This is a genomic window from Parafrankia soli, from assembly GCF_001854695.1.
Lineage (GTDB): Bacteria > Actinomycetota > Actinomycetes > Frankiales > Frankiaceae > Parafrankia > Parafrankia soli.
The window spans coordinates 150,558-163,496 of the sequence record NZ_MAXA01000213.1; the positions used below are offsets into that span (position 1 = coordinate 150,558).

Genomic DNA, 12,939 nt, shown 5'->3' on the forward strand with positions numbered 1-12,939 from the left:
CGGATGACCTTGCGACGCGACGTGGACGACGCGCTGGCCGTTCTCCGGTCGGAGACGGCGGCGCTGTCGGCGAGCCTGCTCGAGCTCGACGCAACCGCGGAACAGGTGCTCGGCGACGTCACGCGGCTGCGCGGGCGGACCGCCGCCCGCGCCGCGGTGGCCCGGGCCGGGCTGGGATGGCTGTGGGACCGCCATCGCGCCGTCAGCGAGGTGCTCGGCCGGGCCGAGGCTTTGCGCGGCCTGCCGGATTCCCGGATCGGCGCCCGGCAGGCGGCGCGGGTCGACGCGTTCCTGCGCGAGCCACCGTCGCACCCGCCCACACCACCGCCCGGGGAGTTACCCGCGCCGCTGCCCAGGGAGCTGGGATCCGCCCCTGGACAGCTGCCGGCCGGTGCGACCGACAGGCTCCCGCGGAGTGCGGCCGGCAACCTGCCGGCTGGCGCGGCCGGGCGCCTCCTCGCCGGCACCCGGGAGATCGCCGAGGCGGTCCGTGCCGAGTTGGCGGCGGTGACGGCGGCCCGGGCCGCGCATCACCGGGTTCTCGTCGACGCCGCGCGCGGGCTCGCCGAGACCGGCGCCGTCTGCGCGCGGCTCGCGATACCCGACCTGCCCGAGCTGGTCGCCGCCCGCGCGGCGATGGACACCGCCGCCGCGGCGGTGACCGCCAACCCGCTGGAGACCACACCGGACGACCTCGGGCCCGCCATCGCCGCGACCGCCCAGGTGGGCGAGCTGGTCGCCGTCCTGCGCCGGACCTTCGACGGGCTGGACGCGGAACTCGCCGCGGCCGAGGACATGCTGCATCGGATCGTGCCGGTCGCGCAGGAGGGTGAACGCGCCGCCCGCACTGTGGTGGAACGCCTCACCGGCGACCCGACCGGCCTGGTGCGGCTGGGTGACGGATGGTTCGACGGCCCGCGCAGCGGGCTGCGGCCATGGCTGGACCGGCTGGTGGCGGCCGGTGCCGCGGGTGAGTGGCGGCTGGTCGCCCACGGCCTGGGCGCCTGGCACCGGGTCGCGCGGGAGACGCTCGCCGCGGCGGAGGAGACCGTCACGACGAACTCGGCGCCGCTGCGCCGTCGGGACGAGCTGCGCGGCCTGCTGGGCGCGCTGCGCGCGAAAGCCGGCCGGCTCGGCCAGCTCGAGTCGCCTCATATCGGCGAGCTGTACGAACGCGCCGCGACCGCGCTGCGCACCATCCCGGTTGATCTGGACGCGGCACAAGCCCTGGTCACGGTATTTGGCGACGCCCTGCTGAACATCCCGCCCCCGCCACCGGCACCGCCACCGGCGTCCGCGCCGGTGGCAGCTTCAGTGTCCGCGCCGGGCGAGGTGGCGGGGGTGTCGGCGGTGTCGGCGGCGCGGCAGGTTGGTGACGGGGGCGGCCATGCCGCGTGGACGGAGGAACGCTCTTGACGGTCGACGGCATCGCCTGCCCGGAACCCGACTGCGACGGAATCATCGAGGACGGGTACTGCAACGTGACCGGGCTGGCGTATCGGCCACCCGAGCCTGATCCGGGGCCACCGCCCCATCCCGACCCGACCGGGCCTGGCACGAGCGGGCCCGGCACGGGCGGGTCGGGCACGGGCGGGTCGGGCACGGGCGGGTCGGGCGGGAGCGGGTCGGCTGGCGGGTCCGCGTCGTGGAGTTTGACGGCGGGCGGGACACCGCGCCGGCGTCGCCGCCCGGGCCGGGCCCGTCGTCCCCAGAGCCGGCTCGGGGAGGGGCTGGTGGACGTCCCGGACATGCCGACCCCCGATCCGGAGTCGCTGCTGCTCACCGACCCGTGTGTTCCGGAGCACCGGCGGGTGTGCTCGGCCTGCGGGGCCGAGGTCGGGCGGGCCCGCGACGGCCGGCCGGCTGCCGTCGAGGGCTTCTGTGTCACGTGCGGGCACCAGTTCTCGTTCGTCCCGGCGCTGCGCGCCGGTGACCGGGTGGGTTCCTACGAGATCGCGGGCGCGCTGGCGCACGGCGGGCAGGGCTGGGTCTACCTCGCCCGCAACCGTGAGGTCGCGGACAACTTCTGGGTCGTGCTCAAGGGCCTGCTCGACAAGGATGACCCGGACGCCCAGGCCGCCGCGATCGCCGAGCGCCGCTTCCTCGCCGCGGTGGACGACCCGGCGATCGTGCGCATCCACACGTTCGTCAGGCACGCGGGTACCGGCTACATCGTCATGGAGTACGTCGGCGGGACGTCGCTGCGCGAGGTCCTGCGGCAGCGCCGGGCGGAGGGGGGGCGTCCCGACCCACTGCCGGTCACCCAGGCGATCGCCTACATCCTGGCCGTGCTGCCGGCGTTCGCCTACCTGCACCGCAACGGCCTGGTGTTCTGCGACTTCAAGCCGGACAACGTCATGCTCGGCCGCGAGAGCCTGCGGCTGATCGACCTGGGGGCGGTCCGCCGGCTCGACGACGAGAGCGGCGCGTCCTACCGGACCCGCGGCTACTCGGCCCCGGAGGTCGAGACCGAGACGCCCACCGTCGCCTCCGACCTGTACACGGTCGGGCGGACGCTGGCCACGCTGATCCTGAACTTCCGCGGGAACACGACCACCTACGTCCACAGTCTCCCGCCGGCGTCGACGCACGAGGTCCTGGCGCGCCACGAGTCGCTCGACCTGTTCCTGCGCCGGGCCACGGCCTGGCTGCCCGAGGACAGGTTCGTCTCCGCCGACGAGATGCGCGACGAGCTGCTCGGCGTGCTGCGCGAGATCCTCGCCGCGGAACGGGGCGCACCCGTGCCCGCGCCGAGCCGGCGGTTCACCGGGGACGTCCACCTGACCGGGGAGGACGCCGACGGGTCGGTCGTCAGGCCGCGGTGGGCGAGCCTGCCACGGCTGCGCGTCGACCCGGAGGATCCGGCCGCGGGCACCCTCGCGGCGCTGCCCGACAGTTCGCCCGCGCAGCTCGCCACGCTGCTGGCGGCCATCAGCCCGGCGACGGTCGAGGTCCGGCTCCGGCTGGCCCGCGCCCACCTCGAGAACGGGGACACCGCCGCCGCCGCGGCCGTGCTCGACGAGATCGAGGCCGAGGATCCGTTCGAGTGGCGGGTCCGCTGGTACCGGGGGCTGCTCGCGCTCGGCGGCGACGGCGACGGCGACACCGCCGCGGCGGCCGCGGCGTTCACCGACGTGTACGCGCAGGTGCCCGGGGAGCTCGCGCCCAAGCTGGCGCTGGCCGTCACGGCCGAGGCGGCCGGCGACCAGGCCCGGGCCGCCACGCTGTTCGACCTGGTCTCGCGGACGGACGACGGATTCACCAGCGCCGCGTTCGGCCTCGCCCGGGTGCGGGTCGCGACGAAGGACCGCGCCGGCGCGGTCGCCGCCTACGAGCGGGTTCCGCCCTCGTCTGCGGCGTATCAGGAGGCCCGGATCCGGACCGCGCTCGTCCGCGGGACCAGGACGGCGGCCGGTGTGCCGCGGCCCGCCGACCTGGTCGCCGCGTCGGGCATCCTCGCTGGCCTGGACGTCGACCGGCGGCGCCGGGTGGCACTCACCCGGGACCTGCTGCGCTGCGCGCTGGACCTGCTCCTCGCGGGAGACACGCCACCCGACCCGGACGTCGAGGTCGCCGGCACCCGCCTACGCGAGGACGACCTGCGCTTCGGGCTGGAGCGCGCCTACCGGGAGCTGGCCACCCTGGCGCGGAGCGCGCAGGAGCGCTACGACCTGGTGGATCTCGCGAACGCCGTGCGCCCGAGGACGCGGCGGTGAGCGGGCACCCGGCAGGGCCGCTGCCCCGCCCCGAGGAGCAGACCCCGGTCACGACGCCGCCCGCCTGCCCGCGGTGCGCCGCGACGCCGCTCGCCGGGGACCGGTACTGCGAGCGGTGCGGCGCGGCCCTGACCGCGACGGCCGCCTCCGGGACCGGGCCCGCTTCGCGTACCGCCGCCACCATGCACGCCGTACTCGTTGCCGACGTCGACCGGTACGAGACCGACCTCGGCGCCGCCGCCGGTGTGTCCGACCGCGGCCTCGTCCACCACTCGAACGAGGACGGAATGGGCGTGGCGTTGGCCGCCGACAGCAGCGTCGGCGCGGTCGGCCTCGGCGCGGTCGGCGTCGTCTGCGACGGGGTGTCAAGTGCGCGGGGCTCCGGTCCGGCTGCCGCGGCCGCTGCCGCGGCCGCGACGGCTCTGCTGACCGACCGGGTCGAGGCCTGGCGGTCCCGGGCCGTTCCGGTGCCGGCGGGCGGGCCGGACCCCGGCCTCGCACCGCAGCAGGCCTACCTCGGTGGCGGGCGGGCAGGCGGGGCGGCGACACCCGAAGCGGAGCGGGACACGGCCGGCGAGATGGCGGCCGCCCTGCGTGACGCCGCGCGGGCGGCTCAGAACGCGGCCGTCGCGGGGGCGGCCGGGCTCGGCCTCTCCCCCGCGTGCACGTTCGTGGGCACCGTCGTCGTGGACGCGACGCTGGTCGTCGGTTGGCTTGGCGACAGCCGCGCGTACCTGGTCGACAGCTCCGGCGCACGCCGGCTCACCGAGGACGACACCGTCGCCGCCGAGGCCGTGCGGGCCGGCCGGCTGGCCCCCGAGCTGGCCGAACGCGGACGCGACGCCCATACGATCACGCGCTGGCTGGGAGTCGGGAGCGCCTCCGCCATTCCCCGGATCCGCGCCGTCGCGCTGCCGAGCGCGGGACGGGTCGTGCTGTGCAGCGACGGCCTGTGGAACTACGCCTCCGCGGCGGAGACGCTCGCCGGCCACGTCGACGCGCTCGGGCCCGGCGCGCCGGCGATCGACGTCGCGCGGCACCTGGTCGAGGTGGCGCTGCGCGGGGGCGGCTCCGACAACGTGACCGCGATCGTCATCGACATTCCAGGGAGAACCTGATGGTGGACTTCAGTCTCGAGGTCAGCCAGAACAAGTACCTGCCCGAGGGGTCGGGCGAGGTGCACGCCGTCATCACCGTCACCGCGCACGACGTCCGCCCTGGTACTCCCGACGCCCCCGGGACGGCCGGGACCGCCGCCACGGCGGGCGCCGCCGAGGTCATCCTGCTGGACTGCTCGGGGTCGATGGACTACCCCCACTCGAAAATCATCGAAGCCCGCAGGGCGGCCCAGGCCGCCATCGACACGCTGCACGACGGTGTCGCGTTCGCCGTGGTGGCGGGCACCGGGCAGGCCGAAATGGTGTACCCGACGCGCCAGGAGCTCGTCGAGGCGTCGCCGCGGACCCGCGAGGCCGCGAAGGCCGCGGTGAAACGGCTGCGGCCCCACGGCGGCACCGCCATGGGCCGGTGGCTGCTGCTCGCCCGCGACCTGATGGCCACCCGCCCGGACGCCATCCACCACGCGATCCTGCTGACCGACGGCCAGAACGGCGAGAGCGAGGCCGTCTTCGCCGCCGCGCTGGCCGCGTGTGAGGGCCGGTTCCAGTGCGACTGCCGCGGCGTCGGTGCCGACTGGAAGGTGGCGGAGCTGCGCCGCGTCGCCTCCACCCTGCTGGGCAGCGTCGCCCTGCTGCGCGAGCCGGCGGAGATGGTGGAGGACTTCCGCTCGCTGATCGAGCGGGCACAGGCCCGCGGGATCGACCGGGTCGGCCTGCGGGTGTGGACGCCCAAGGGGGCGACGATCCGGTTCCTGCGCCAGGTGTCGCCCGAGCTCGAGGACCTCACCGCGCGGGCCGTCGAGGTCAATCCGCTCACCCGCGACCATCCGACGGGCGCCTGGGCCACCGGGACACGGGAGTACCACCTGTGCGTCGACGTCCCCCCGGCGCCGGTGGGGAACGAACGGCTCGCCGCCCGCGTCAGCGTGATCGCCGGCGAGGACGAGCTCTCCCGGACGGCGGTGCTCGCCGCGTGGTCCGAGGATGACGAGCTGTCGACCCGCATCGACGAGGTCGTCGCGCACTACACCGGCCAGACGGAGCTGGCGCGCGCCGTGCAGGGCGGGCTCGCGGCACGCCGCGACGGGGACGAGGTCAGCGCGGTCACCCTGCTCGGCAGGGCCGCGCGGATCGCGGCCGCCGCCGACGACGGCGCGACCCTCGAACGGCTGGCGAAGGTCGTCGACATCGACGACGCGGCCACCGGAGCGGTACGGCTGCGTCCCCAGGTCGACACCCTCGACGAGATGGACCTGGACGCGGGCTCGACCGTCACCATGCCCGCCCGGCGGTGAGCTCGCCGCACCCCCCGGGCCAGGTCAGCGCGGACGCCCCGTGCGCCGGGTGCGGGTTCCCCATGCCGGTGACCGACCCCGTCTGCCGCGCGTGCGGTCACAACGCCGTCACCGGGACAGGCCCCCGGGCGGTCGGCGTGGTCCCACTGGGCCGCGCGGCGACGCGCGCCGCTCCGGAGGCGACCGACGGGTGGACGTCCAACGGTTCGGCGGGCACCGGATCGGCGGGCACCGGATCGGCGGGCACCGCGTGGGCGGTCGAGATCGCTCCCGACCGCGCCTACTTCGACCGCGGGGAGAACGACGGCGCGGTCTTCCCCACCGACGCGGCCGGCCGGCTGATCCGGATGACGGCCCCACGGGCGGTCATCGGACGGCGCAGCCGCTCCCGAGGCCAGGCACCGGAGCTCGATCTCTCGCTGCCTCCCATGGATCCTGGCGTGTCCCGCTCGCACGCACTGCTTGAGCGGCACGCCGACGGGACGGTCACGGTGACCGACCTCCGCTCGGCGAACGGGACCTGGCTCGGCCCGGACGCGGCCCACCTGGCCAGGGTGGGTGTGGACGACTCGGCGCTCGTGCGCGAGGGCGACCACGTCTTCGTCGGCGCCTGGACCCGGGTGACCGTCAGACCACGCTGAACGCCCGTCCATCCCCGGACTCCACCGACCGTCCAGGCCCTGCCACGTCCCGCACCCATACCTTGACCTGAAGTTAGGTTTAACCTTTAGTCTGGCCGTCATGAGCGATCTGACGATCTCCAACCAGCGCGCAGCGGCTGAAGCCGGGCCCGCGGACACACCACCGAGTGCCGCCGAGCACACCCCGGACATCACACCGCTGCGGGTCGCGGTCGTGCTCGCGAGCGTCCGCGCCGGCCGGTTCGGCCCGGTCGTGGCCGGGTGGTTCGCCCGCCGGGCCGGGCAGCGCCCCGACGTCACCGTGGACGTCGTCGACCTCGCCGGGATCGCCGGGATCGGCGGCGCGAACACCGCCGTTGTCGACACGGCCGCTGTCGACCCGATGACCTGGGAGTCCTTCGCGGACCGCGTCGGCGCCGCCGACGCGGTCGTGATCGTCACCCCGGAGTACAACCACAGCTTCCCCGGACCGCTCAAGACCGCCGTCGACGCACTCGGCCCGCAGTGGCACGCCAAGCCCGTCGCGTTCGTCGCCTACGGCGGGATGTCCGGCGGGCTGCGCGCCGTCGAGGCGTTGCGGGTCGTCTTCGCCGAGCTGCACGCGGTCACGATCCGCGACACGGTCAGCTTCCACAACGCCTGGAGCCGGTTCGGTGCCGACGGCGAGCCGCTCGACCCCGGCCCGGTGGACGGCGCGGCGACAGCGCTGCTGGACCAGCTCTGCTGGTGGGGGTCCGCCCTGCGCGACAAGCGGCGCACCCACCCGTACCAGCGTTGACCGGGTGACCGGGCCCCCGGATCCGGTGACCGCGCCCGCCGACGACGCGGCGATCTCCCGTCCCACCTCGAACCGTTCCGTCGTCGTGATTCGCCCTCCCACGACCCGGCCCCACGACCCGGCCCCGGGAGCCGATCTGCGCGGTTCGCCCGCCGCACCCCCCGTGTACCCCTTCTGTCGCGTCTCGTACAGTCACGGGGCCCGGCGGATGCCGCGTCTGCCGCGTGCGCGGCAGGCGCCCACGTCAGGGCTATGACGCGGGAACCCGGCACCGGCGCCCACCACGGCATCCCCGCGCCCGACCACCATCGCGCCACGGCGCGTGGTGGCCACGACGTGCAATGACGGCGACGTTCAACGAGGAGCGGACGAACGGATGATCGGCGACGACACCCACGTGCGGAACAATCGCACCCGGTGGAACGAGATCTCCGACGACTACCAGCGGTTCAACGCCCCCCAGATCCGCGGGCAGGCGTTCACCGGCGACATCACCTGGGGGGTGTGGGGCATCCCCGAGTCGCGGCTGAACGTCCTCGGCCACGTCGTCGGACTCGACGTGCTGGAGATGGGCTGCGGCGGGAGCCAGTGGTCGACCGCGCTCGCCCGCCGCGGCGCGCATCCGGTGGGGCTCGACCTCTCCGAGCGCCAGCTGCACCACAGCCGCCGGCTCCAGCGCGAGACCGGGCTCGAATTCCCGCTCGTGCAGGCCAGTGCGGAGGAGGTGCCGTTCGCGGCCGGGTCGTTCGACATCGTCTTCGCCGATCACGGCGCCTTCTCGTTCGCCGATCCCTACCGGGCGATCCCCGAGGCGGCCCGGATCCTGCGCCCCGGCGGGCTGCTCGCCTTCGGTCACGTGAGCCCGATCTACGAGATCAGCATCCCGGACGGCGCCGAGGCCGCCGGCGACCGGCTCGTCGGTGACTACTTCGGCCTGCGCCTCATCTCCGACACCGACGGCCTGGTCAGCGCGAACCTGCCGTACGGGGCCTGGATCAGGCTGTTCCGCGAGAGCGGGTTCGTCGTCGAGGACCTCGTCGAGCCGAGGCCCGAGACCGGCGCGGACGCCACCCACCGCGACAACGCCGAGGAGGCGTGGGCGCGCCGGTGGCCCTCGGAGTGCATCTGGAAGGTCCGCCGGGTCTGACCAACCGCCGGGGCCTGGGGCGGCCCACGAACGGGTCACCCGGTCCGGGCGCCCAGGCCGGCGCCAGGCACGAGGATGACGTGCGGAGGCACGCACGATTTCACCTCGAGGAGAATCGACGCACACGATGAGCCCGACCCCACCGATCCCGAGCGCAGAAATCCCGGCCGCATGACCGTTCCGACCAGGCCGGGGCCGGAGCTGCGGGTCCGGCTGCCCCAGGTCGCGCCGTCCGTTCGCGAGTTCCTCGCGACGGAGGCGGGTGGCGCCGTCCTGCTCGTCATCGCCGCGACGGCGGCGCTGATCTGGGCGAACAGCCCCGTCGCGGACAGTTACCACGACCTCTGGGAGACCACCGCCACCCTCGGGGTGGGGGACGCGGCGCTGTCGATGACCCTGCACCACTGGGTCAACGACGGCGCGATGGCGATCTTCTTCGCGGTCGTCGGGCTGGAGATCAACCGCGAGTTCACCACCGGGGAACTGCGGGACCGCCGGACGGTCGCCGTGCCCGCGCTCGCCGCGGTCGGCGGTCTCACACTGCCGGCGCTGATCTACTTCCTGTTCAACTCCTCCGGGCCCGCCGCAGACGGCTGGGGCATCCCGATGTCGACCGACACCGCCTTCGTCGTCGGCATTCTCGCCCTGTTCGGGCCGCGCTGCCCCGACCGGTTGCGGCTGTTCCTGCTGACGCTGGCCATCGTCGACGACATCGGCGCGATCGCCGTCGTGGCGATCTTCTACACCGACAAGGTGGACGCGGTCTGGCTCGGCGCCGCGGCCGCCGTCCTGGTCGTGATCGGGGTCATGCGCTGGATGGGTGTCTGGCGGCTGCCGCCGTACGTGGTGGCCGCGCTCGTTCTCTGGGTGGCGATCTACTCGTCGGGGGTGCACGGGACGCTCGCCGGCGTGATCATCGGGCTGGTCCTGCCGTCCGCGCCGCCGCGCCGCGAGCAGATCGACGAGGTGCCGATCTACGTCCGGGCACTGCGGGAGGACTCCACGGCCTCGCGGGCCGCGCTGGCCGTCTCCGCGGCCAAGTCCACCGTCTCCACCAGCGAACGGCTGCAGTACACCCTGCACCCGCTCAGCGCGTACCTGATCGTGCCGATCTTCGGCCTGGCCAACGCGGGCGTGCACCTCGACAGCCACACCCTCGCGGACGCGTCCACCTCCCCGGTCACGATCGGGGTCGTGGTCGCGCTCCTGGTCGGCAACGGGATCGGGATCACGGCGACCTCGCTGGTCGCCATGCGCACCGGGCTCGGCGCGCTGCCCGGCGGTGTCCGCTACGGCCACCTGGTGGGCGCGGCCGTCCTCGCCGGAATCGGGTTCACCATCTCGCTGTTCGTCACCGAGCTGGCGTTCACCGACGAGGCCCTCGCCGAGCAGGCCAAGATCGGGATTCTGGTCGGCTCCTTCGCCGCCGCGGTGCTGGGCACGTTCGTGCTGCGCTATGTCGGGGAACGCTGGTCGTTGTGCTCGCCGGGCTCCGACGAGGCGATCCCGGCGCTACCGCCGCGCCCATGGCACTCGCCGACGCCGGCTGTCATCCCGGTCATCCGCTGACCGGCCGGAACCCGTGCGGGCGACGGCCGTCCGCAACGGCCCGAGCTCGAGCCGGCCGCGGTACCGCACCCCGTCGATGAAGATCGTCGGGGTGCCCTGCACCCGCAGCTCGGCGCCGCCGGCGTAGTCGGCCTCGACGGCGTCGCCGTAGGGCTGGGCCGGGTCGCCGACGACGAGGTCGGTCTCGATCCCCAGGGACCGGGCGAAGGCCATGAGGTACTTGTCGGCCAGCTTGTCCTGGTTCGTGAACAGCAGGTCGTGCATCTCCCAGAACCGGCCGTGTGCCCCGGCGACCTCGGCCGCCAGCGCGGCGGTGAGTGCGTAGGGATGGATGTCGAAGACCGGGAAGTGCCGGAACACCTGCCGGACCTGGCCGTCAGAGGAGTCGACCAGCTCGTGCAGGACGGCGGCCGCACGGGCACAGTAGGGGCACTCGAAGTCGCCGTACTCGACGATCACCACCGGCGCGCCCGGCTCACCCCGGGAGTGGCGCCCGGGATCGGTCGAGACGCACCGGCTCTGCTTCCCAGCTCGCCCGTGCGCCTTGCGGGCGTCGGCCCGTGGGCCGACACCCGGCCCCGACGGCACGTCGCAGACACCGGTCGCACCCGGATCCCCATCGGACCCCGCGCCATTCACCGAATTCTCGCGAAACGCACCACCCGCTTGAGCGGACACATCCACGCGAACTCCCGCATCTTCTTCGTTTACCATTCCTTCAGGAACTTCCACGCCTTCTTCAACTGGCGACCCTTCACGAATCCGGCACCCCTTCACGAGTCACAGCATTCCCACCAACCACAGAATTCTCTCGGACCACAGCATTCTTGCCAACCACAGAATTCCCGCCAACTACAGCATTCTTGTTAACTACAGTATTCTTGTTAACTACAGTATTCTCGCGAACCTCACCCATACGGTCATTGTAGCGAGCGACGGCGACCTCGCGATGCCGTTAGGCTGACGCCCGTGGCCGAGCCGAGAACGTCGGAACGACGTGTTCCAAAGGCCGACGACGATCTGGCGGTCCGGGCGGTGGACCTCCACATACGACGTGGGACGAGCTGGGGCGGCCATGCTGGCCACGGCGGGCAGGAAATCGTGCACGGCCTGTCGTTCGAGGTTCCCCGCGGATCGGTCACCGGAGTCATCGGCCCGAGCGGATGCGGAAAAACCACGCTGATGCGGGCGGTCGTCGGCATCCAGCGCGGAGTGAGCGGAGAGCTACGGGTACTCGGCCTCGACACGTGCGAGATCGAGCTCCGGCGGCGGGTTGGCTACGCCACCCAGACCGCCTCCGTCTACGACGATCTCACCGTCGACGAGAACCTGCGTTATTTCGCAGCGCTCTCCGCGGACCGGGTCCCCAGCCCAGCCGAGATCATCCGCCGGGCCGAGCGCGCCGCCGCCGGGGTCGGCCTGGCGACCGAGGGCCGCACCCCGGTCGGCCAGCTCTCCGGCGGCCAGCGCTCCCGGGTGTCGCTGGCCGCCGCGATCATCGGCGGGCACGAGCTGCTCGTCCTGGACGAGCCGACCGTCGGCCTCGACCCGGTGCTGCGCCGCGAGCTGTGGGACGAGTTCCACCGGATGGCCGACCGCGGCCTGACCCTGCTCGTCAGCTCACACGTGATGGACGAGGCGGCCCGCTGCGACCGCCTCCTGCTGCTGCGCGAGGGCCGGCTGATCGCGGACGAGAAGCCCGCCGACCTGCTCGCCCTGACCGGGGCCGGCGACCTCGACCACGCGTTCCTGTGCCTGGTGGAGTCGTCCGCGCCGGCCTGCGCCGACTCCCCGGTACGCGGCGACGCGCCTCCCCCGCGGGACAGCCCCCGGCTTGTCGGCGCTTCCCGGGCGAGCGACGCGCCCGCGGCCCTCGGCGTGCCCCGAACCCACGGCACGCCGGAGGCCCGTGGCAGGAACACGCGCCAGCCGCTGAACCTCGCGCGCACCAGCAGCACCGCGCTGCGGGTGATCCGCCAGATGCGCCGCGACCGGCGCACCGTCCTGCTCGTCCTCGTACTCCCACCCACGCTGCTGGGGCTGCTGCAGGCCATCTTCGCGAACAGCCCCACCGCCTTCGACCGGGCCGGGACGGGCCTGCTCGGCGTCTTTCCGCTGATGACGATGTTTTTTCTAACCTCGGTCGCCATGCTGCGGGAACGGCGGTCCGGGACGCTGGAGCGCCTGATGACCACGCCGATCGGCCGCGGCGACCTGCTCGCCGGGTACGGCATCGCGTTCGGGCTGCTCGCCGTCGTGCAGGCCGTCGTCACGACCACGACGGCCGTCGTCCTGCTGGACCTGCACATCGCCGGGCCGCTGCCGGTGCTCGGCCTGCTCGCCGTGCTCGCCGCCCTGTTCGGCACCGCGCTCGGCCTGCTCACCAGCGCCTTCGCGAACTCCGAGTTCCAGGCGGTGCAGTTCCTGCCACCGGTCCTGCTCCCCCAGTTCCTGCTGTGCGGCATCCTCGTGGCGCAAAGCCAGCTGCATCCCGTCCTCGCCACGGTGAGCTTCCTGCTCCCGATGACCTACGTCGTGGACGCGCTGACCCGGATCGGCGCCTCCCCCGGGGTGCCGGCGCTGGTCGTCCGGGATGCCCTCGTCATCGCCGCGTGCACGCTGGTCGCCCTGGCCCTGGCCGCGGCGACGCTGCGCCGGCAGGGCCCGTGAACCGC

At 73.9% G+C, this 12,939-nt stretch carries 11 protein-coding genes; 9 read left to right on the forward strand and 2 right to left on the reverse strand.

Annotated elements, in window-relative coordinates; genetic code table 11:
• Positions 1 to 3: 3 nt before the first annotated feature.
• From BBK14_RS16990 to nhaA, 8 genes are all read left to right on the forward strand, one after another.
• Positions 4 to 1,416, forward strand: a complete 1,413-nt coding sequence (locus BBK14_RS16990) for a hypothetical protein (protein ID WP_071063660.1) — start codon at positions 4 to 6, stop codon at positions 1,414 to 1,416.
• Entirely contained in the window at positions 1,413 to 3,716 is a 2,304-nt protein-coding gene (locus tag BBK14_RS16995) for a serine/threonine-protein kinase (RefSeq protein WP_071063662.1), read from the forward strand. Before BBK14_RS16990 ends, BBK14_RS16995 begins: the two co-directional genes overlap by 4 nt.
• Complete coding sequence (locus tag BBK14_RS17000) at positions 3,713 to 4,834, forward strand: protein phosphatase 2C domain-containing protein (RefSeq protein ID WP_071063664.1); 1,122 nt, start codon at positions 3,713 to 3,715, stop codon at positions 4,832 to 4,834. The genes BBK14_RS16995 and BBK14_RS17000 overlap by 4 nt, the downstream gene beginning before the upstream one ends.
• Complete coding sequence (locus tag BBK14_RS17005) at positions 4,834 to 6,129, forward strand: VWA domain-containing protein (RefSeq protein ID WP_071063666.1); 1,296 nt, start codon at positions 4,834 to 4,836, stop codon at positions 6,127 to 6,129. The genes BBK14_RS17000 and BBK14_RS17005 overlap by 1 nt, the downstream gene beginning before the upstream one ends.
• A gap of 62 nt (positions 6,130 to 6,191) precedes the next feature.
• Positions 6,192 to 6,770, forward strand: coding sequence for an FHA domain-containing protein (locus BBK14_RS17010; protein ID WP_071063668.1), 579 nt, complete (start codon positions 6,192 to 6,194; stop codon positions 6,768 to 6,770).
• A 100-nt stretch (positions 6,771 to 6,870) separates the two neighbouring features.
• The gene (locus tag BBK14_RS17015; RefSeq protein WP_198541322.1) at positions 6,871 to 7,548 is read left to right on the forward strand and encodes an NADPH-dependent FMN reductase; all 678 of its coding nucleotides are present in this window, start codon (positions 6,871 to 6,873) and stop codon (positions 7,546 to 7,548) included.
• Between the two features lie 376 nt (positions 7,549 to 7,924).
• Entirely contained in the window at positions 7,925 to 8,695 is a 771-nt protein-coding gene (locus tag BBK14_RS17020) for a class I SAM-dependent methyltransferase (RefSeq protein WP_071063670.1), read from the forward strand.
• 171 nt (positions 8,696 to 8,866) lie between these two features.
• Positions 8,867 to 10,264 (forward strand): Na+/H+ antiporter NhaA, encoded by a 1,398-nt coding sequence (gene nhaA, locus BBK14_RS17025; RefSeq protein WP_071063672.1) that lies wholly within the window; start codon positions 8,867 to 8,869, stop codon positions 10,262 to 10,264.
• Here the strand turns inward: nhaA and BBK14_RS17030 are convergent.
• Together BBK14_RS17030 and BBK14_RS42260 are read right to left on the reverse strand one after the other, a co-directional pair.
• Positions 10,208 to 10,852 carry a DsbA family protein gene (locus tag BBK14_RS17030; protein ID WP_241831603.1) on the reverse strand — a complete coding sequence of 215 codons (645 nt, stop codon included), beginning with the start codon at positions 10,850 to 10,852 and terminating at the stop codon, positions 10,208 to 10,210. The genes nhaA and BBK14_RS17030 overlap by 57 nt on opposite strands.
• 166 nt (positions 10,853 to 11,018) lie before the next feature.
• Positions 11,019 to 11,180, reverse strand: a complete 162-nt coding sequence (locus tag BBK14_RS42260; RefSeq protein ID WP_083391021.1) for a hypothetical protein — start codon at positions 11,178 to 11,180, stop codon at positions 11,019 to 11,021.
• 185 nt (positions 11,181 to 11,365) lie between these two features.
• Between BBK14_RS42260 and BBK14_RS17035 the strand changes: the two genes are divergently transcribed.
• Positions 11,366 to 12,934 carry an ABC transporter ATP-binding protein/permease gene (locus BBK14_RS17035; RefSeq protein ID WP_241831608.1) on the forward strand — a complete coding sequence of 523 codons (1,569 nt, stop codon included), beginning with the start codon at positions 11,366 to 11,368 and terminating at the stop codon, positions 12,932 to 12,934.
• The last annotated feature ends 5 nt before the right edge of the window (positions 12,935 to 12,939 follow it).

What these genes read in the sequence shown, in the direction of transcription:
- BBK14_RS42260 (WP_083391021.1), bottom strand. Translation starts at nt 11,180, where the DNA reads ATGGGTGAGGTTCGCGAGAATACTGTAGTTAACAAGAATACTGTAGTT.
- BBK14_RS17010 (WP_071063668.1), top strand. Translation starts at nt 6,192, where the DNA reads ATGCCGGTGACCGACCCCGTCTGCCGCGCGTGCGGTCACAACGCCGTC.
- BBK14_RS17015 (WP_198541322.1), top strand. Translation starts at nt 6,871, where the DNA reads ATGAGCGATCTGACGATCTCCAACCAGCGCGCAGCGGCTGAAGCCGGG.
- BBK14_RS16990 (WP_071063660.1), top strand. Translation starts at nt 4, where the DNA reads ATGACCTTGCGACGCGACGTGGACGACGCGCTGGCCGTTCTCCGGTCG.
- nhaA (WP_071063672.1), top strand. Translation starts at nt 8,867, where the DNA reads ATGACCGTTCCGACCAGGCCGGGGCCGGAGCTGCGGGTCCGGCTGCCC.
- BBK14_RS17020 (WP_071063670.1), top strand. Translation starts at nt 7,925, where the DNA reads ATGATCGGCGACGACACCCACGTGCGGAACAATCGCACCCGGTGGAAC.
- BBK14_RS17005 (WP_071063666.1), top strand. Translation starts at nt 4,834, where the DNA reads ATGGTGGACTTCAGTCTCGAGGTCAGCCAGAACAAGTACCTGCCCGAG.